The 20703-nt window shown below is 41.2% G+C and carries 17 protein-coding genes and 1 pseudogene; all 18 read left to right on the forward strand.

Going from position 1 to position 20703, the window contains the following annotated elements:
• Nucleotides 1-541: 541 nt before the first annotated feature.
• The 18 genes and pseudogenes from E4K67_RS19940 (at nt 542) to E4K67_RS20025 (ending at nt 20694) form a co-directional block, all read left to right on the forward strand.
• On the forward strand, nt 542-730 hold the full coding sequence (locus tag E4K67_RS19940; RefSeq protein ID WP_135549963.1) for a ferredoxin: 189 nt from the start codon (nt 542-544) through the stop codon (nt 728-730).
• A gap of 240 nt (nt 731-970) precedes the next feature.
• Nucleotides 971-2200 (forward strand): (Fe-S)-binding protein, encoded by a 1230-nt coding sequence (locus E4K67_RS19945; RefSeq protein ID WP_135549965.1) that lies wholly within the window; start codon nt 971-973, stop codon nt 2198-2200.
• 510 nt (nt 2201-2710) lie between these two features.
• Nucleotides 2711-2956 (forward strand): DUF5320 domain-containing protein, encoded by a 246-nt coding sequence (locus E4K67_RS19950; protein WP_135549966.1) that lies wholly within the window; start codon nt 2711-2713, stop codon nt 2954-2956.
• A 68-nt stretch (nt 2957-3024) separates the two neighbouring features.
• Nucleotides 3025-3429 carry a DUF134 domain-containing protein gene (locus E4K67_RS19955; RefSeq protein WP_135550326.1) on the forward strand — a complete coding sequence of 135 codons (405 nt, stop codon included), beginning with the start codon at nt 3025-3027 and terminating at the stop codon, nt 3427-3429.
• 649 nt (nt 3430-4078) lie between these two features.
• Nucleotides 4079-5278, forward strand: coding sequence for an MFS transporter (locus E4K67_RS19960; protein ID WP_135549968.1), 1200 nt, complete (start codon nt 4079-4081; stop codon nt 5276-5278).
• A 160-nt stretch (nt 5279-5438) separates the two neighbouring features.
• Nucleotides 5439-6071: a corrinoid protein gene (locus tag E4K67_RS19965; RefSeq protein WP_135550328.1), complete on the forward strand. Its 633-nt coding sequence runs from the start codon at nt 5439-5441 to the stop codon at nt 6069-6071.
• Nucleotides 6072-6105: 34 nt separating this feature from the next.
• A complete protein-coding gene (locus E4K67_RS19970) occupies nt 6106-7083 on the forward strand; it encodes a uroporphyrinogen decarboxylase family protein (RefSeq protein ID WP_135549970.1) in 978 nt (325 codons plus the stop codon).
• A gap of 480 nt (nt 7084-7563) precedes the next feature.
• Nucleotides 7564-8367 (forward strand): class I SAM-dependent methyltransferase, encoded by an 804-nt coding sequence (locus E4K67_RS19975; protein WP_135549972.1) that lies wholly within the window; start codon nt 7564-7566, stop codon nt 8365-8367.
• Nucleotides 8368-8632: 265 nt separating this feature from the next.
• On the forward strand, nt 8633-9241 hold the full coding sequence (locus E4K67_RS19980) for a TetR/AcrR family transcriptional regulator (protein ID WP_135549975.1): 609 nt from the start codon (nt 8633-8635) through the stop codon (nt 9239-9241).
• A gap of 122 nt (nt 9242-9363) precedes the next feature.
• A complete protein-coding gene (locus E4K67_RS19985; protein WP_135549977.1) occupies nt 9364-10602 on the forward strand; it encodes an efflux RND transporter periplasmic adaptor subunit in 1239 nt (412 codons plus the stop codon).
• Nucleotides 10599-13685, forward strand: coding sequence for an efflux RND transporter permease subunit (locus E4K67_RS19990; protein WP_135549978.1), 3087 nt, complete (start codon nt 10599-10601; stop codon nt 13683-13685). The genes E4K67_RS19985 and E4K67_RS19990 overlap by 4 nt, the downstream gene beginning before the upstream one ends.
• A 339-nt stretch (nt 13686-14024) precedes the next feature.
• Nucleotides 14025-14900: a uroporphyrinogen decarboxylase family protein gene (locus E4K67_RS19995; protein WP_135549980.1), complete on the forward strand. Its 876-nt coding sequence runs from the start codon at nt 14025-14027 to the stop codon at nt 14898-14900.
• A 32-nt stretch (nt 14901-14932) separates the two neighbouring features.
• Nucleotides 14933-16021, forward strand: a complete 1089-nt coding sequence (locus E4K67_RS20000; protein WP_135549981.1) for a uroporphyrinogen decarboxylase family protein — start codon at nt 14933-14935, stop codon at nt 16019-16021.
• Nucleotides 16022-16053: 32 nt separating this feature from the next.
• Nucleotides 16054-16713, forward strand: coding sequence for a corrinoid protein (locus E4K67_RS20005; RefSeq protein ID WP_135549983.1), 660 nt, complete (start codon nt 16054-16056; stop codon nt 16711-16713).
• A 25-nt stretch (nt 16714-16738) separates the two neighbouring features.
• Nucleotides 16739-17767: a uroporphyrinogen decarboxylase family protein gene (locus E4K67_RS20010; RefSeq protein WP_135549985.1), complete on the forward strand. Its 1029-nt coding sequence runs from the start codon at nt 16739-16741 to the stop codon at nt 17765-17767.
• Nucleotides 17768-17805: 38 nt separating this feature from the next.
• Nucleotides 17806-19611 (forward strand): ASKHA domain-containing protein, encoded by a 1806-nt coding sequence (locus E4K67_RS20015; RefSeq protein ID WP_135549986.1) that lies wholly within the window; start codon nt 17806-17808, stop codon nt 19609-19611.
• 22 nt (nt 19612-19633) lie between these two features.
• A pseudogene (locus tag E4K67_RS20020) lies at nt 19634-19864 on the forward strand (GTP-binding protein); the annotation flags it as partial.
• Between the two features lie 32 nt (nt 19865-19896).
• The gene (locus E4K67_RS20025; protein ID WP_420841572.1) at nt 19897-20694 is read left to right on the forward strand and encodes a DUF5714 domain-containing protein; all 798 of its coding nucleotides are present in this window, start codon (nt 19897-19899) and stop codon (nt 20692-20694) included.
• Nucleotides 20695-20703: the final 9 nt, after the last annotated feature.

Consider the following 20703-nt stretch of genomic DNA (forward strand, 5'->3'; position numbering starts at 1 on the left):
AATGAGCCTTAAGGCTCAGCCTGTATCATGCCCTTATAGGGCTAGAGCAAACCACCCGCTAAGCGGGTGGTCATGATTTTATGAAAGGGCTAATAGTTGGTGATGTGCAAAAGTATTTATCGGTTCTAGTAACCGGAATACCACCACCGACAAGTCGGCACAGATCGAACTTACGAATACCCAATAGATAAGAAAATAGGCTTGTTATCTCTGCCTTCGCTGTTTCAAAAGCTTCTTCGCCTCAAGTTATAAGCACGGAGTGAATGGCAGCTATGGGGGGGTTGAGATGTCGGAAATACGAAAAATGCCTTGAAAATGCACATAATAATAGAAGAATTGTTTATAAATTATGCCAAAACTGTTATTGACATATGTTTTAAATGAAGAGTATAATTTAAACTATAAAGGGTATATGTCCATAAAAATAAGAAGGTCAATTCAGATGCTAGGAAGCGATTGACCAGGCCAAATGAACAAAGATTCTCAGACTATGTAGTGGCTTTGTTCAAAGAGAAAATAATAATTTTGAGGAGGATATATTATGATTGCTGAAGTAGACCAAGATGAATGCATCGGGTGTGAATCGTGCCCTGAATTTTGTCCTGAAGTTTTTAAGATGGGGGCCGACGGGTTAGCTGTAGCTTACACAAACCCAGTCCCTAGTGAGTGTGAAGAAGCCGCCAAAGAAGCTGCCGAGGGCTGCCCAGCACACTGTATTCATGTTAAATAGCAAGTGCTAATATGGTGAAATAATTTTAAGGGACTAGCACTTGAGCCTCAACCACATCTCAAACAATTGATTTACTGGCGTTTTTTTATAACATATCAAATTCTAAATTTAAAAAGTTTTTTGTCAGACAACACTTTAACCCAACTAAGGCACAGGTCAGATTATTTAGATTATTTAACTGTGCTTTTTAGTCTTTTGAATTGTCTAGAATATTAATTTAATGTTGGAGGTGATCGAAAGATGGGAGAACCAATAAGAATTAAAAATTGTGATCCAACCTTACGTGATGAAATTGCAGTATTATTAAAAAGCTACGATTTTTCAAATTGCCTTACTTGTGGAATGTGTACGGCTGGCTGTGTTTATAGTGATCTACATGAGGACCAAGACCCTCGTAAATTTATACGTAAAGTAGTTCTAGGTATGCGAGAAGAAGCAGAAAACGATCCCTTTATCTGGAATTGTACAATGTGTAATCGATGTACCGTGGAATGTCCAATGGGAGTGAATATAAACGCACTTACGAGAGCCTTTCGAGGAAAAGTGGCAAAGGCACCCGGTTATTTGCAAGTTATTGCTGATGATCATATACGGACAGGTAACCAGATGGGTGTTGAACAAATTGATTATGAAGAGACATTAGAATGGATTGAAGAAATGATGCAGGAAGATCTTAAAGATCCGACTTATAAGATTCCTTTAGATGTTCCTAATGCAGATTTCTTCTTTGGATTCAATGCTCGGGAGATTAAACATTATCCAGCAGATCTGCAAAGCATATTAAATGTTTTCCATGCGGCCAAAGCAAACTTTACGATCAGTTCTAAGCGCTGGGATGCTACTAATATTTGTTTGTTCACCGGCAAAAACGATGAATTCGATGAAATTTCACGCCCGATGTTTGAAGAAGCTGAGAGGCTAAACCCTAAGGAAATTATTGTTACAGAATGTGGTCATGCGTTCCGATCGACCAGAGTGTTTGCTCGTGATTATTGGAAAGGGAAACAGTTCCCGGTTCGCCATATAATGGAGTTGTATGCCGATTGGATTAAAGACGGCACATTGAAGCTTGATAAAACCAGAAATACAATTCCAGTAACTCTACATGATCCTTGTAATACAGTTCGTAAAGAGGGGATTGTTGAGCCTCAGCGCTATGTGTTGAGTAATACTGTCATGGATTTTCGCGAAATGTTTCCAAACAGGGAGTATAACCTTTGTTGTGGAGCTGGCGGAGGAGCGGGTGCCGTAGCTGAAACCAAAGCAATGCGTATGGTTAAAGCCAAACCTAAAGTTGATCAATTAGTGGCAACAGGCGCGAAAATTGGATGCATTCCTTGCCATAACTGTATGGACCAGTTTGTTGACATGAATAAGCACTACAAACTTGATATGAAAATGATGCATCTCACTGCCTTAATAGAAGTTGCATTGGGTTTAGTAGATGAGGAGAAGCAATTTTTTCATTGAATTATTTCCATTTCTCCCGCAAAAAACTCGAAATGCTACAAGCTAACTTTAATGTTGTTTTTTCACACTCAGGTTGTACAGAGTGTGAGTGGTAGCTTTTAGATAGACTAAAGGACTGTATCGAAATATACTGGAACCTATAGAATGGACACCTTGAAAAAGGGTCTATCTCTATAGGTTCCTTTTTAGTGTGCTACTCATGGTGATTAACTACGGTGCTGAAAATCCACTATGGGGGGGAGGGCTTTTTGTGGGATTACGAGGATTGGATATTTGGGCGAATAGCTTTTTTGAAGCGGTCAGCATAGTATAAAAGTATTTCCGTCTACTTTAAAATTAGGATATAGTGCAAGTTGAGTTCTGCGTTCCTTATTATTATAATGAGATAGTTAAATAGGGGGGAGTTCTATAAAAAATATCTCCGCTTTGGGTTATTGACATATGTTCAAAATGAGGTATAATAATGATTATAAAGGGCATATGTCAATAACTGATAAGGAGGTAATCGATATGCCAGGTAGAGATGGAACAGGTGTTATGGGACGTGGAGCGAAGAGTGGAAGAGGTTTAGGAAATTGCAGGGGAGCAAAAACTGTTAGCAGTGATACCGGATTAGGACTAGGGTACAGAAGGGGTAATCCGAATTTTGGAGAAGATACTACAGGATCAATAAAACAAAAGGAATCACTGCAAGAACAAAAAGAGTTGCTTGAAAGAAAGCTTGATACCATAAGCAAGGAACTAGAAACCTTATAAAAGGCTGCAAAAGTAGCAGGGGGAGGCTCCTGTTACTTTTGACGAAAATCGAGGTGGGTGAAGGAATTATGCCAAGACCTAGAAAATGGAGAAAAGTATGTTGCTTGCCAGAGAACAAACGATTTGGACCACTAAACGCCTCGATTAAACAAGAGTCTTTTATTGCTATGACGGTCGATGAGTATGAAACGATACGACTGATCGACTTAGAAGGTCTTATACAAGAAGAGTGTGCTGACAAAATGAATATTGCACGCACAACCGTTCAGCGTATCTATAATGATGCAAGAAAGAAACTTGCAGAGTCTTTAGTAAACGGAAAAGCACTAATGATTGAAGGGGGAGATTACAAGCTATGTGACGGCGATGAAAAAACATGCGGTAGTGGCAGTTGCCGCAAACATAGATGCGGCAGAGGTTTGCGAGAAGAGGCCAAAAAAACCGATGCAAATCAAAAGGAGGATGACCATTGAAAATTGGGCTACTCCAGGTTGGTTATAATAACTGGATCGCCGCCAGTGAGAAGTCGTTTGTAGACAACATTCACAATACGATTTTTCTGTGTTGAAAAAATTAATAAAGTATATAAATCAAGAACGAACGGGTTTAGCGTACAAATGCTGAACCCGTTCGTTTTCGCAAATTTGCTTCTTTAACTGGAGTGCCACTATTGACACGTGGATTACCCGATCTTAGCCTCAATACATTTGGAGTGTGTTCGGGATGCTGCTGTTTGCCTCAATACATGAAATTATGAGGCTGTTCGTCCATGCCCAATGAAGTATAGGCATAACGCAGGTATTTGAATAGAAAAGCTCTTTCGCTCCGGCGGATGGCGGATGAAAAGTTGCAGAATTGATTGAATTTATTACATTAAATTAAAATATTATGCTTGACAAAGTGTATATTCATATTATTATGAATATATACATATATACATCTATATGTATATACAAATTAGGTGTCGTTAGAAGTGTATTCACCAAAAAAGAGGGGAGTGATAAGCAAAAGGTATATTTAGTTGGACTAAGTGAAGTTGCCATATTAGAAGATCTAAAAAACAAAAATACTACTATTCACAAATGGATACTATTACTATTTTTTTACTGAAAGGAAGATATTATGAAAGATAAAAGGCAGTCTTTAGTATTATTGGCTATATTTTCATTAGGGTTTCTTGCTATGGGCATTGGAACCATTACTCCTGCCATAGCATCGATTGGAGCAGCCTTCCCCGCTATAAGTTTCAGTACTCTGTTGTTGGTATCCACCGTTCCGGCTCTTATATCCATACCGGTATCCATCCTGGCAGGCAGTGTTGCCGGAAAATCTGTAAAATACAGGACATTGGTGCTTTTTGCAACATTCGTGTTCAGCATTGGTGGAGTAGTGCCCTACTTCCTGCATGATTTTACCCAGATATTGATTTCCAGAGCTCTTTTCGGATTAGGACTAGGGCTTATTATGCCTCTCAACAGTGCCTTGATCTTCAATCTCGTGCCGCCTGATAAGCAGGCTAGTGTCATGGGAATAAACAGCGTTGTAATGAATATCGGAGGAATCGTGCTCCAGTTGCTGGGCGGTGTTCTTGCTGCAGTAAGTTGGAATTACAGCTTTCTAGCGCATGCTCTTGGTATAATCACATTTATTATAGTTTTAATTTTCCTACCAGAGCCTCAGCAGGCAGAAATGGCTGCAGGGGCAGACGGTGCGGCACCTGAAAAATTAAAAATGCCTGCTTCAGTCTTTGGCTGGTGCATATTATTTGGAATATTGACGATATTGGACTATCCATCACTTACAAATATGTCCTCTGTACTTTTAACCATTAAAGCTAATGCTGCAGTAGCCGGTGTCGTCCTGATGTTCATGACTGTCGGAGGGATGGTGGCCGGAGCAGTGTTCGGCAAAGTGTTTCAAAAAGTTGGAAGACAGACTCTTAATATAGGCCTTGTCTTTTTTACAGTTTCTCAGGTATTGTTTTCGTTCAGTCAAAGTGTATCCTTGTTTATCATCGGAGAAGCCTGCTTAGGTGTTGGATTGACCCTTTGCATGTCCTCTATTATGATGCTTGCTGGTGCTTCAGTGCATCCCAGCCAGACTCCGATGGCTATGTCCATAATTGTCTCAGGTATGAGTTTGGGTGGATTCCTTTCCGGATACTTTTATGCCGCCATTATGGAACCTTTGCATATCACTACTTTAAGATTTCAATACTATTTCGGGACAGGAGGATATCTAGCTATCTTAGCATTCTTCTTAGTAGTATTTGCAATCAAAAAACCAGTGCCTGTCGAACCTCCCATGCAAACACCTGCGTAATAAAAGTATCAATTTTGTACACAAGCTCTTAGGTTGTGAGACCTTCGCTGATATATTTATGGATTGTCTACTCCAATTAAATATCGTTATTACCTCATAAGATACTGTCAAAAAGCTAGCTACTCGTAAAATGTAATAATCCATAAGGAGGAACTTAATGATGTCTAAGATTGAAGACGTAAAAGCTATGGTAGATGCAGGTAAAGCTAAACTCGTTCCAGGTTTAGTACAGGAAGCATTAACTGAAGGAAATGCAGCAAAAGATATTCTCCAAGCAATGGTTGACACTATGCGTGTTGTCGGTGACAAATTTTCCGCAGGAGAAATTTTCGTACCTGAAATGTTGATGGCAGCTAAAGCCATGTCCAAGGGTGTCGACGTGCTGAAACCGCTATTCGCGGGTCAAAGCACATCATCTTTAGGTACGTGTATTATCGGCACTGTTGAAGGCGATCTTCATGACATTGGCAAAAACCTCGTTTCAATGATGATCGGTAGTGCAGGATTTGACATGGTTGACCTTGGCGTAGACGTATCAGCAACCAAATTTGTTGAGGCCATCAAAGAAAATAAGAACGTAAGTATAGTGGCATGTTCAGGACTTCTAACAACAACAATGACGAAAATGCAGGAAACAGTTCAAGCACTTAAAGCCAGCGGACTGACAGGCTTCAAGGTTATCGTTGGTGGTGCGCCTGTATCAGCAGAATTCGCTGCTTCAATCGGTGCCGATGGCTTTGCTCCCGACGCTGGTAGTGCGGCTGTGAAAGCGGTAGAATTAGCAAAAAAATAGAATTAAATATGCTACCGATTAAGGAGGAAGATTTATGTTATCAAAAAAACAAAATTTATTAGAGACGATTAAAGGCGGAAATCCTGATCGTTTTGTGAATCAATATGAGTTTATGCATTTTATAATGGAAGCCCCAGGTGGAACGTTTCCCCAACCTGGTCAGACGATAAAAAACGAGTGGGGTATAACTTTTAAATGGCCGGAAGGGCAACTTGGTGGTTTCCCTGTGCATGATAATGAACACAAAGTATTGAAAGATATTACAGAGTGGAAAAAGTACGTTAAGGCGCCGGTTATTCCAAGTTCGGACGAAGCTTGGGCTGCGGCTATAGCACATGCAAGTGCAGTTGATCGTAACGAGGAATTTGTAACACTGTTCGTTGCACCTGGTGTATTTGAAATGACCCATCATCTTATGAGCATGGAAGATGCATTGATGGCTTTATATGAGGAGCCGGAAGCTATGCATGAGCTTATTGATTACCTAACTGAACATGAGTTAGCGCATGCAAAGGCCTTGATCGATCATATTCATCCTAGTTGCATTTTTCATCATGACGATTGGGGTAGTCAAAAATCCTCCTTCATTTCTCCCGCGATGTTCGAAGAGTTTTTTCTCCCAGCTTATAAGAGAATATATGGCTTTTATAAAGAAAATGGGGTCGAACTGATCGTGCACCACAGTGATTCCTATGCAGCTAACCTAGTTCCCTATATGATCGAAATGGGAGTAGACATCTGGCAAGGAGTCATGACAACGAACAACACGCCTGAACTTATCAAGAAATATGGTAGCCAAATCAGCTTTATGGGAGATATCGATAGTGGTGTCGTTGATTTCCCGGCCTGGACACCGGAAATAATTGCTAGAGAAGTAGAGCGGGCCTGCAGGAATTGTGGGAAGTTATACTTTATCCCTTGTTTAACTCAGGGAGGGAATTGGAGTTCCTTCCCTGGCGTATACGATTCTACAAGTGAAGCAATTGACAGAATGAGCAAAGAAATGTTCTAATCATAGATGATTTTTTGAAGTGATGGTGCTTGGTGGAGAAGTGGTAGTATCAAAGAAAAACGAACGGGTTCAGCGTAGAAATGCTGGAGCCGTTCGTTTCTTGTGAAATACGATCGCCCATTTTTGTTCGGCTCCTGTAGTCTCTTTTATGATAAAATACTCTTGACTATGTATGCGATACCTACCGTTTAGCATATTTGTGGTTGACATCAGCTAATAAGAAGCATTAGAAAAAAGGAGTTCAATATGTGGGAATATCTTATAGCCAATAGTTGGGGATGGAGGTTGCGCATTAAAAGGCAATCATTGAGTGTTAATGAAAATGTTTACAAGGAAGTGACTTCTATGAAAAGAATAAATCAAATTACCTACTCGGTGCAGTTAATATAATCTGATAGCAGATTGTGTCGAGATTGAGTTTTGTTATCAGTTAACTGTACTGCTTTTCATCAAAAATAATTATGAGAAGGAGTTTAGGTTATGGAATATATGAAATTAAAGGAATGCTGGTTGTCAGAAGAAAAAAGGAGTTTTCAGGGATGGGATTTTTCCTACATCGATAAAAGAAAATCTGATGAACCTTTGCCTTGGAATTACGACAAAATAGTTCGACAGTATTTAAATGCCAATTCTATATTGTTGGATATGGGGACAGGCGGTGGGGAGTATTTATTGACTTTAAATCACCCTTATTGCAATATTTTTGCTACTGAAGCATATCCTTTAAACTTTGAACTGTGCAGAAGAACACTTATACCACTTGGCATTGATGTTAGACAAGTTTTTAATGATAATTACCTTCCACTTGAAAACGAGATGTTTGACATAATAATAAACAGGCATGCGGCTTTTGACATCAACGAAGTTTATAGACTGTTAAAGCCGAATGGTTTGTTTATTACCCAACAAGTTGGCGGATTAAACAACAAGGAATTATCAAGGTTTTTAATAAATGATTTCAAGGAAATTAGCAGTAGTGAACATGCCTTGAAAAATAATCTGCTATTAATTGAGGCCAAAGGATTGACTATCCTAAAATCTGACGAATGTTTTCCAAAACTTAAATTTTTTGATGTGGGAGCATTGGTCTATTTTGCAAAAATTATTGAATGGGAATTTCCGAATTTCTCTGTAGATAATTGTTTTAAGCAATTATGTCTATTGCAATCAATAGTTGAAGCACAAGGATTTATTGAAAGCAAAGAACATAGATTTGTTATTGTTGCTCAAAAAGAGGACGTAAAGCCCGCAAGCCATTTAAGTACAATTGTGAGCGAAACGTAGTATTCTTTGGAAAGCCGTGGCTGGAGAAATCGCAACCACTCGAAGACAGAGGATATAATAAGCAACTAAGGAAATGATATTATGTAGAAAGTTCTTATGAAGGTAAGCGTCAATTGGCCTCTTATCCCAAATTCCGGATAAGGGCCAATTGACGCTTTCGAGTTTCTCTACATGGTGTCAAAAGGGACTTTTAATTATTGGCTAAACATGTTAATATTATGCAAGTAAGCACTTGCATGCAGCCGTTCTAGTGGGGGGAGAATTAATGAAAGATACAGAATCGATGGGTACAAACGAAAATGATTTGAGTTTTAGAATCCTTGAAGCAGCGAAAATACTTTTTATGGAAAATGGATTTAAAGGGACGACAACAAAAATGATCGCTAAAGAAGCAAGCGTCAATGAGGCGACATTCTTTAGACATTTTAAAAGCAAGGAGGGTATATTCCTAGAAATTACTAAAGAAATAACCCAATATAACCACCTAAGGCTTGAGACCATCCTAGAGAGTAACGTTTCGCCAGAAGAAATGCTTTATCAATTTGGAATGGAGTTGTATCAACGAATCGTTGACAGTAAGGGTGTGCTTATTGTCGCAATCATTGAATCAAAAAGGAGATCAGAATTAGTTACCAACGTTACCCTAATTTTAAGTAAACTCATTGAAATATTAGAGAGAAGATTTACAGCACTCTATCAAGAAGGAATCCTTATCGAAAATGACTTCTTCACGGCGTCGCTGATGTATGTGGAATCGCTTATCGGCCTCTTTGTTGTGCAAAACAGACTTGAAGGGGACTTGATACCGATTGAAATTGAAAGGTTATGCAGAAGTGCCTCAAAGATTTTTTTAAATGGGATGCTAAAAAAGTGAAGATATACATATAACGGAAGTGAATAATAAATGCCCCTTTAAATAGACAAAAGAATGCCTATTATTAAAAGGCAGAAGGGTAATAAATTATAGCTTATTGCCAATATTAAGAGGTGAGTAGTATGAAAAAAATAATACATTTTGCTTTTATTATATCCATGTGTATTTCAATGGTTGGTTGCGGGAGTCTAACGAAGGATCAGGCTATTACGGCAGATTCCAATGTGAAACAAGTAAAAACAGAAATTGCTAAAATGGTTGAAGTCGAGGATAAGAGTGAGTTTTCGGCCCTGTTGCAGCCGATGGCGGAGGCTATTCTTTCCTTTGAAGTCCCAGGGAGAATTATAGCCATCGACAAAAAGGAAAGCGACAGCGTCGAGCTCGATGAAATTATTGCTAGAATAGACTCTAGCCAATATCAAATTAACTCAGGAATAGCAAATGCTTCCCTAGCTCAGGCAGAAGCGAATCTTAGTCAAACCTTAAATGGGGCAAGAGAACAAGAAAAGGAAAGCGCAAAAGCCACCTATGACAAAGCCAATGCTGTATATGAGAAAGCTTTAATAGATTTCAAAAGAATGGAAAGTCTCTTAAAGGAAGGTGCAATATCGAAAAGTGACTACGAAAATGCACAAACACGTCTCACGGTTTCACAAACCGATATGACGGCTGCAAAAGCAGTTTACGATATGGCCCAGGAAGGAGCAAGAGTCGAAACCAAACAGATGGCCCAAGAAGGGTATAAACTTGCCGAAGGAAATAGCGATCTAGCAAAGCTTGCGCTAGGAAAGACTCAGCTTAAGGCACCTTTTAAGGGTACTATTCTGAATAAATCGGCCTCCGATGGTCAAATCGTAGCTGCTGGCACACCAGTTTTCCGATTTGGCAATATTGATTCTTTGAAGTTAATCCTCCCGGTTCCAGATAACAGTATAGATAATTGGACAAAGGGCGACAGCGTAACAGTCAGTTTGTATGGAAAAGAGAAACAAGGGGTTGTAACAAACATTCTTTCTGCGACCAATGTCATGACTGGAACAATTGGCGTGGAAGTAACTGTTCAGAATAACGAGCATGATTGGGTTCCAGGACAGGTTGCAGTTTGCCGCTATGTCGGTAAGTCTCAAAACTCTATATTTTTACCGGTAGAATCGATTATAAGTTTGAGCGAAAAAAATCCTTACTTATTTATTAATAATGATGGAAAAGCCGTGAAAAAAGACATAACTCTCGGGGAGTTGAAAGATAACAAAGTTCAAATCCTCACGGGCCTTGAGGAAGGGTCAGAAGTTATTGTAAGTGGGGCCGGTGAACTTTTTGAAGGAGCTAGAGTGAAGGTATCCGGTGGTGTGGAGCCATGATTGAGTATTTAATTAAGAAGAGAAAAATCACACTGCTATTCTTTGTAATGCTTGTTATCTATGGATTTGCGACTTTTTTTCAGTTAGCACATCAGGAGCAGCCAGATATTGTTGTTGACCAGGCCCTGGTGTTAACAGTCTATCCTGGCGCTTCTCCCGAAAAAGTGGAACAAACGGTCACCAAAATAATTGAAGAGAAAGTCAATGAGATACAGGGGCTGAAATCAATCCAGTCAGAATCAAAATCACAATACTCGAAAATCGTGATTAAGCTAGAAAATGGGGTAAATGCCAAGGAAAAATGGAATGAACTGAGGAACAAGGTCAAGGATATCGAAACTAGCCTTCCTGCAGATTGTAGACAGCCGGAAATCAACGATGATCTAAGTAAGACGTTTATCGAAACATTTACAGTGACTGCCGATTCGTATGAAAAAGTCTATAGTTTGCGAGAGACATTGAAGCTATGGAAGGATCAACTTAGAACCCTTCCTAATGTAGCGGATGTTACAATTATGGGACTTCCTGATCAGGAACTAAGAATCGATATCGATAACAATAAAATCAATCAACTTGGAATATCATGGATGCAAGTTGCCAGTGCACTAAAAAAGGAAAATGAGAGAACACCCTTAGGAGAGGTGAATAACGGTGGCCGACTTTATCAACTGAAAGTCACAGATAACCGCGATCCAGATGTTCTTTATAGTACGGTTGTCGCCATGAATGAACAGGGTATACCGGTATACCTACGGGATGTGGCTAAAATAACGCTCGCTACAGAAGAAGAGGAATCGTTAGTAAGTCTCAATGGTAAAGCTGCCGTTTCGATCAGTGTTCAGGCGGAAATTGGCAGCGATGTTCCAAGCATGCAAAAGAACGTAGATAATAAGATAAACCAATTAGAAAAGCAGCTCCCCTCCTGGTCAAAGTTGGAGCATGTATATTCTCAAAATGAAAGAATTGACGAGCTCTTTTCGGATCTTACGAAGGAAGTAATCATAGCTGTCATTTCCGTACTGATCGTCTGTTCTCTTGGGCTAAACTTTATCACGTCGTGCATCATAGCGCTGGCCATACCAATCTCTCTTTCCATGGGCTTAATGCTTGCACCCAATATGAATATAACGTTAAATCTGGTTTCTATTGCCGCGTTAATCATCGTTTTGGGTATTTTGGTCGATGATGCTGTCGTTGTCAATGACAATATAGAAAGAAGGCTAGTTGAACTTGGAGAACCCCCTTTAGAAGCAGTGGTCAACGGGACCAATGAAGTGTTTATCTCAATACTTACTGCCACCACGGCAACCATATTTGCGTTTGGTCCCATTGCCTTTTTGCAGGGAAACGTTGGGCAATTTATTAGACCCCTGCCTATTATCATCACGCTATCAATGATTGCTTCGATGGCCATGTCCCTCACCATTATCCCGATATTTAGGCACTGGAGGGCGGTAAGACAAGCTGATTCCCCGTCCCATCACACCAAGAGCAATGGCCTCTTAGGAAATCAGCTTGACAGATTAGCTGTCTGGTATTCCGAGAAGCTCATGCCTAGGATTCTGAAACAGCCATTAAAAGTTGGCTTAATAGCAGTTTTGATCAGTACCCTTGCCTACGGTTTGTTCCCATTTATTTCGATACAGCTTTTTCCAAATTCGGTCCGAGGAGAAATGCTGATTGATGTAAGAATGCCGAAAGGAGAAAGTCTTGAAGGAACTAATCAAAAGGCGCAGGAAATAGCAGCCTGGGTTCAGAAACAGCAAGGGGTAATCCTCGTGAATACTTATTCAGGGGACAGTGCTCCCTCCATGTTCAGAGGGGACCTGGCCATTGGCAAGGGAAAAGATATTGCGCAAATTGTTGTGAAAGTAAATACTCAAGAGGTCAGAACAGATGAACTTGTTCAAGAGTGGAACACCAAGTTTAGGGAGATGTATCCGGGTATAAGTGTTTTACCAAAAGAAATCAAATTTGGACCTCCAGTTGGTTCTCCAGTGGATATCAGAATATACGGAGAAGATATCAAGGTGCTTCAAAATCTGGAGAATGACATCAAAGGTATGCTTTCAAACTACCAAGGGGCAACTAATATTAACGGGTCCATAGGACTTAATAAAACGGACCTTGAATTCACGATCAACAAAGCACAGATGGAACATCATCTGGTGAAATATGATGATCTCACGAAAACGCTAAGATTGGCAAGTGAGGGAATCACGGTTAGCGAATTTGACAATGGCAAAGATATGATCAATATTATGATGTACTCGGATAAGTCTAAAGCTGATCCTATGCTGGTTTTTGACAGACTATATGTTCCAAATGTCAATGGACAGTTAATACCACTGAAGGAAATTGCCGAGATGGCGCCTTCTTTCAGCATCAGTACAGTTCCAAGGAGAAATCTGAACAGAGTGGCAGAGGTTACCTGTGACCTCTCTGGTATTACTGCGACAGAGGCAATGAAAGAGATTAAGCCCATGATAGAATCAATCGAACTCCCTGACGGATATACGCTGGAGTTTGGAGGGGAAACAACAGATCAAAGTGACATATTTACAGATTTAGGTAAATTGATGATCGTGGTTATCTTCTTTATTCTAATTGTCATCGCTATGCAATTTTACTCGCTGAGTCTGCCGATTCTTGTGCTGAGTACTGTTTATTTGGCCTTCTCAGGCAGTATGGTGGGACTATTTCTTACTAGAACACCCTTTGGTTTTGGATCGGTTATGGGCTTGATATGCTTAGTGGGAATCGTCGTTCGAAATGGAATTGTCCTTGTTGAATTTATTGAGAATGAACTTCATACTGGGGTAGAGTTGGAACAGGCGGTTATTAATGCTGGAAAGGCTCGGTTAAAGCCGGTAATTTTGACTGCAGCAACTGCAATTGCAGGACTGCTCTCTCTTGCTACAGGCAAGGAACTGATGTTTAGAGCTTTATCAATCACAATCATTTCTGGACTATTCTTTTCAACCGTTATGACACTCGTGGTTGTACCAGCATTCTTTACAGTGTTAGCAAAGTGGAAGGAAAAACGTCAGCAAAATCGGCATCCGAAGAATTTAAGCATGTAAAACTAGGGCTTATTCCAGTTGCCAGAAGAGCACAGGAAGTCAATGATGAGGTAGTATTTTAGTTAAAGATTCAATGTTATATCAAGATTTTGACCTAAGACTTGGCTTCTGCCAAGTCTATTTTTTCTTTAGTATCTCTACTTGCTATTTACATGTAAAAAGGGCTGTAGTTTATGTAGACAATAATGTTTTATTTTCAGTAAACATAAACGCTATGCACTGTATAAAAATTTAAAGAGTTGTGATATTATAATTTGGTTATATATAAGTATTAATAAAAGGATATGGAGATTTCATGCAATATACTCGGATTGGGCAAGGGTTAGGAGGGAACCGACGATCGCATTTACAGATTTTAAATGTCCCGAAGGGTCAGATTCCAGCGGTTTTACAGAGGACGTGGTAAAAAAAGTAGGTTTGCCTTTTCCAGAAGCTTACACATATGGAGACGGGATCGCAAAAATCGCGTGCGCCGTACGGGAAGTAGAAGGAGGAGCCCTTTGTATGGTGCCTTTCTGCCACACCGTGGAAGCGGAAAACTATGGCGGCAATATCAAGCTGGGAACGGCGAGGATTGGGCCACGTTGCGAAGCACCGGTGTACAGAGATGAAGACGATTTGTTGAGGTTACCTGATTTGGATTTTGAGAAAGGTCGATTAAAAGAAACCCTGGTTGCCGTTAAAATACTTAAAGCCGCAAGGGAAGCTGTAGGTATCCAGATCTGCGGCCCGCTGACCGCCTTAAACAATTTAATCGATATCGGTAAACTCTTTAAGATCTGGAGAAAAAAGCCGGAAGTAATTGAAAAAGTGATAGAGAAGATGCGCCTCCAGTTGTTACGTTACATCGAAAAGTCCCTAGAAGCTGGGGTGGATTTCATTGCCTTTGAAGATCCGGTAGGAGGACTTAATATCCTTGGACCAAAATATTTCGAACTGCAGGGTCGTCATTTTTCAAAACCATTTGTAGAAGAATCACTAAAACTAATTGATGGACAGGTAGTAATGCATCTCTGTCCTAAGACCTCCCTCCAGTTAGTGGCGCTGGGAATGGCAGAGTGGGAAAACTACACATTACCAGAGCCCATGTCCTATGCCCAAGCCTGTTTGGAACTTCGCGGTAAAGTTAACTTGGTAGGTAATGCTTGTATCCATAACCGTAATCGCATACTTAAAGATGGTCAGATCAAGACGTTAAAGCTGCTAACACCTTAATTCAATACTAGTAAAAACAAGGAGGAATTGCTATGCATGAACAAGACCAAATGACGCCTAACGAACGGCTTCAGGCCTTCATTAAAGGGGAAAAAATGGATCGCATTCTTGCGATGCCTATCTTAGTTTCCATCTCACACAGAGTGGCTGGGATAACTCATCGAGAAAAACGCGCTTCGGCAGAATTGCAGGCCCAGTCGCAAATCGATTGTTATAAACGTTATGGGAATGATCTGATGATCATTGAATATGGCCTTCACGGCGTAGGAACCGCACTGGGGTCAGAAATGAATGATCCTGAGGATAGTCTGCCTGCCATTGTGAATCACGTTTTACAAGACCTTAAAGATATTGATCAACTGGATTTCGACAAGACAAAAAAAGAAAATGATCCTTGGTTTGCGAAAACATTAGAGGCTTGTGAAATCTGTCAGGAAAAAATGGGACAGGAGATTCCAACAGGGGTGTTGATTACAGGGCCTTTTACTGCTGTATCAAGTATCTTTCCCACTGAAAATCTTTTAAGGGCAACCCGTAAAGATCCGGTATCAATCCACCGGCTACTTCGTCTGTGCACTGATGCTCTCAAAGATATTTATAAAGAATATATCGAACGAGGCATTATCATTGTCATGTGTGATCCGATTGCATCGGGCACACTCCTTCGAAAAAGCCAATATGTAGAGTTCGTTAAGCCCTATGCCACCGAACTGATGAACCATATTCATCAATTGGGGGGGATGTGTTGCTATCATATATGTGGCAATACGACGAGTATTGTGATGGACATGGTGGATACAGGACCGGATATGCTCAGTATTGATAACCTTGTGGATCTGGAATATGTAAAAGGACAAGTGGGAGCGCGTTTACCCATACTGGGCAATGTCCCGCCTGTCGATGTGCTTATGTTGGGCTCAAGATCAGATGTTTTCGAATCCGTTAAGACTTGCATCCGCAAGGGAAAAGACAGCCCAAAAGGCTATATTATTGCTTCTGGTTGTGATATTACGCAAAATGTCCCTATTGAAAATATCGACCATATGATGGAAGCGGTTCGCAAATATGGACGCTACCCCCTTGATGAAGCGCTGTTAAACGAACCGGAAACTGACCATTAATACACTAATTTAAGAAGGCGAAGGTGAAGGGTATGGCTAAGTCAAAAGAAGAATTAATACAACAATTATCCGATTGCGTATTTGAAATGGAAGATGATGATGTAGCAGATGTAGCTAAAGAATATATTGAGGAAGGATACGAAGCACTTGACGGGGTTCTTAGAGGGCTTGTAGACGGGATGAACCGCGCTGGTCAGATGTATGAAGAAGAAGAGTATTTCGTGACCGATCTTTTGGTGTGTTCGGATGCTATGTATAATGGTCTGGAAGTCTTAAAACCTCATCTACCTCTGGAGAAGGATACAGGTGCTGTCAACTACAAATGTGTTATAGGCGTCGTAGAAGGGGATACCCATGATATCGGCAAAAACCTTGTGCGAATTATGCTCGAGACGGCAGGATTTGAAATGTATGACTTAGGCAGGGATGTGCCACTGACAAGTTTCGTCGAAAAAGCAAAGGACGTGGAAGCGCAACTAATTTGTCTTTCCACCCTGATGACTACCACAATGCCTGGCATGAAAGAAGTCGTGGATATGCTGGAAAAAGAAGGACTTAAAGACAAAGTGAAAGTTATGATCGGCGGTGGACCTATTTCCCAGGCTTATTGTGATCAAATCAAGGCTGATGGCTATGCCGTCAATGCCATTTCGGCAGTTTCTTTGGCGAAAAAACTAGTCGGAATGGTTTAGACATAAGACCAGAAAGGAAGTACCCATGGATTCAAAAGACAGACTTTTAAGCGCTTTAAAAGGCGAGGCTACCGATCGCTCCCCTTGTATTTGCCCGGGTGGTATGATGAATATGGTGGTCACTGCCTTGATGGAAAAGGCAAATATCCACTGGCCAGAAGCGCATACAGATCCTATTAAAATGGCGGGACTAGCCAAGGCAGTTTATGATTATGGTTGTTTCGAAAATTATGGCGTACCCTTCTGTATGACCATCGAAGCAGAACAGATGGGTGCCGTCGTGGACTTAGGTTCTACCGTCTATGAACCCCATGTCACTGGCTATGTCATCGAAAACCTTTCTGAATGGAATCAATTACCACATCTAGACCCCTATGGTAAACGGGCAAAAGTGGTGCTAGATGCCATTAAAATTCTAAAAAAAGACGATAATCGCGTGCCTATTATCGGTAATCTCTCTGGACCTGTAAGTGTTGCTGCTTCTCTGATTGAACCGGTAGATTACTATAAGGGATTAAGACGCCATAGAGAAGATGCGCATGCTTTTATGAACTTTGTCACTGAAGGGCTCATTAGTTTTGGCAAGGCTCAGATCGAAGCAGGAGCAGATGTGATAGCTATCTCTGACCCCAGTGGCTCAGGGGAGATCTTAGGCCCCCGTTTATTTGACGAATATGTGGTGACCTATATTAATCAATTGATTGATGGGCTCCACGAGATAAATCCGGATATACCAATCATTGTGCACATCTGTGGACAAATGCATAAAGTTTACGAAGAACTGAATAAAATCCGTGCCGATGCCCACAGCTTCGACTCTATTGTCAGCATCAAAGAGTCGAAAAAAGTGATGCCCGGTAAGATTATGATAGGTAATGTAAGTACCTATGCTCTGGAACTTGCAGATGCAGACCGCATTCGCGTCCTGACCCAGAAGGTGATGGATGATGGGTCAGATATCATCGCGCCTGCTTGTGGTCTGGGAACTAAGTCCTCTCTGAAAAATATTCAGGCGATGTTACATTTTGTCCAGGAAAGCAGTCATAAAGCCTAGGAGCTTGAGGGCTTTGTACTGGAAGATGAGGTTTTAGAATGCATACAATTGCTTTACCAAGACAAAATATAAAATTTACTTATGATAGAGGGCTAGAGGACAGTCTTCTAAATATTCTTATTGCTCAGCAGATTTTCATTGACAGCCCCTGTGGTGGTCGAAGTAGCTGTGGCAAGTGTAAGATTAAACATTTAGGAGGGGATCTTCCACCTCTATCTGTTGATGAGGAAGAACACCTTACAAAAAAAGAGATCGAGGAAGGTATCCGTTTAGCCTGTCTCATCTATCCTGCAGCGGATTTAGAGATCGATATCATTGATCAGGAGGTGAATCACCAGGTTCTGACAGGAGGCTATGTACCAGAGTATCAACCCAATCCGACGATCTGGAAAAAGACCATTGAGATTAGAAAGCCCACACTGGAAGAACAAACCCCTTACCAAGTGCTGTTCGAAAAGGCGTTGGCTATCAATCATCTGCCCTGGGATGTGCTCCGCCAAATCACTATGGGTGAGGGAACTTATACAGCGGTATTTAATCAAGACCAGCTTATCGGTCTTGAAAAAGGGGATACCAGTGAGCTGCTTTACGGAGTTGCAGTAGATATAGGAACTACCACCGTTGTAACCTCCCTGATCAATTTAAGGACAGGCGAAGAAATTGATAGCGAAGCTGCTATCAATGCCCAGAAAAATTTTGGTCAAGATGTGCTAACTCGCATCACCTATGTTCTCGATCATGGTAAGAACGGGCGGGATCAGCTACAAACGGCCATTGTCGATTCCTTAAATGAGATGGTCCAGACCATGTGTGAAAGGCAAAAGCTCTCCCCTTCCTTTATCTATGAAGTCGCCATTGCGGCTAATTGCACGATGATGCATATGGTTCTTGGGGTTGATCCGCTATCGATTGGGAAATCTCCCTATGCACCGATTTTTGTAGAGGAGAAAGATATTTCGGGGAAAGATATTGGTTTGACTGCCCTTTCCTCCTTCGGTCGGGTATATTGTCTACCAGCCGTTTCCTCCTATATTGGAGCAGATATAGTGGCCGGCGCTTATGTGGCAAGGCTCCACGCTAGGAAGGATAAAGTACTCTTTATCGATATCGGCACGAACGGAGAAATCGTTCTCTCCGACGGGGGAAAATTAGTGTCCTGCTCCTGTGCAGCGGGACCGGCCCTTGAAGGGATGAATATCAGTAGCGGTATGCGTGCTGCCGACGGGGCCATCGAGGAAGTCCATTTCGATACAGAGAAGGGCTTTATTTTAGAGGTTATTGGAGACAAAGCTCCGTTAGGCTTATGTGGTAGCGGGATACTGGCAGCTATTCGAGAATTGCTGAAACATAATTTTATCACTCCCCGTGGAAATATCGTTAAGCCTGAGGAATTAGAGGTAGGGGACCCTAGACTGTCCTATATCGACCTCGACGGCAAGAAAAGACGAATTCGTATCGGAGAGGGTCCAACGAAAATCCTGATTTCCCAAGGGGATGTTCGCCAAGTCCAACTGGCTAAGAGTGCGATCTTATCAGGGTTTGTAGCGCTGGTAAATGCTATGGATCTCACATTTGCGGATCTGGATGAGGTGATCGTGGCCGGTCAGTTTGGCGCTCATCTTCCTGTAGAAAGTCTGATAGGGACGGGGATCTTGCCAAAGGCTGTCCAAGAAAAGATCACCTATATCGGGAATTCCTCAAAGACGGGGGCTTATCTGGCCTTGATGTCCCTTGAAACCCGCCAAGAGATGGTAACGCTTGCCAGAGCCTTCGATTATCTCGAATTGAGCTTGACCAAAGGTTATGAACGATTGTTCGTTGAGTGCTCCCAATTTAATGTATAATAAACTATAGGAGTTAAAAGTAATGAACGTTTTACTTTTTGGTGGATTCTTAGGTTCGGGCAAAACTTCGATTATATTGCAGGTCGCGAAATACCTCGTAAAAGGATTTTCGACACAACAGTTGGAGAGTGGTAACCCGTCTCTGGTAATTATCGAAAATGAAGTTGGGGAAACGGGTATTGATGATCAGATCCTCAAAGCAGAGGGACTAAATGTTCGGGAACTTATTGCTGGGTGCATCTGTTGCACGCTTTGATTCATCGCCAACAGGAGGTGCTGGACTTGATAGACCTAATTCAGAACTTAAATAATAGGGGCGCTTCAACAGATTGTTGAGGGCCGACTTCAAGTGCTGGTCAGCACCCTAAATATAATACTGAGAATTGTCATTTTTGTGGAGGACAGTTAGAATACTTAAGTATTGGACAGGAATTTACATGTCTTGACTGTGGTAAAAAGGATATCGGCAACATTTCCTGCCCTAATGGGCATTACATATGCGATGAATGTCACGGGAAAGGCCTATTTGGTACTGTAAAAGATTACGTGATAACCACTAAATCCGAGGACCCTTTAGAAATTGCAGAGTTGCTTATGGATCTGAATAGTATACCGATGCTAGGTTGTGAAAATGCCTGGATAACGGCAGGAGCTTTAATGGCTGCACTTAAAAACGAAGGAACTGCTAAGGTTACGAATGAACAGATTGATGAAGCACTAAACAGGACAAAGAAACAAGCGATCGGAGGATATTGTGGTCTAACAGGGGTATGTGGGATTGCCCCTGCGATTGGTGCCTGTTTTAGTGTCATTTTTGGTGCAACATGTTCAAAGGACCGTGAAACTGCCACAACCATGAGAATAGTGGCAAGAATTCTTGGTACTATTGCCAACGAAACTGGGCCGTGTTGTTGCAAGAATTTCGTCCGAAAATCATTGGTCGAGGCGACAAAAATAGTGAAAGAACAATTATGTGTTTCTTTGCCATTAGTCAATGAGAACATTGCTTGTAAGCATAGTGATAGGCATCCCCACGGGTGCCGAAAAGAAAAGTGTTCATATTTTGGCAAGGATACGATATAGAGGTTGAAT

This window comes from Desulfosporosinus fructosivorans, assembly GCF_004766045.1.
In the GTDB taxonomy this organism is placed as follows: Bacteria; Bacillota; Desulfitobacteriia; order Desulfitobacteriales; family Desulfitobacteriaceae; genus Desulfosporosinus; species Desulfosporosinus fructosivorans.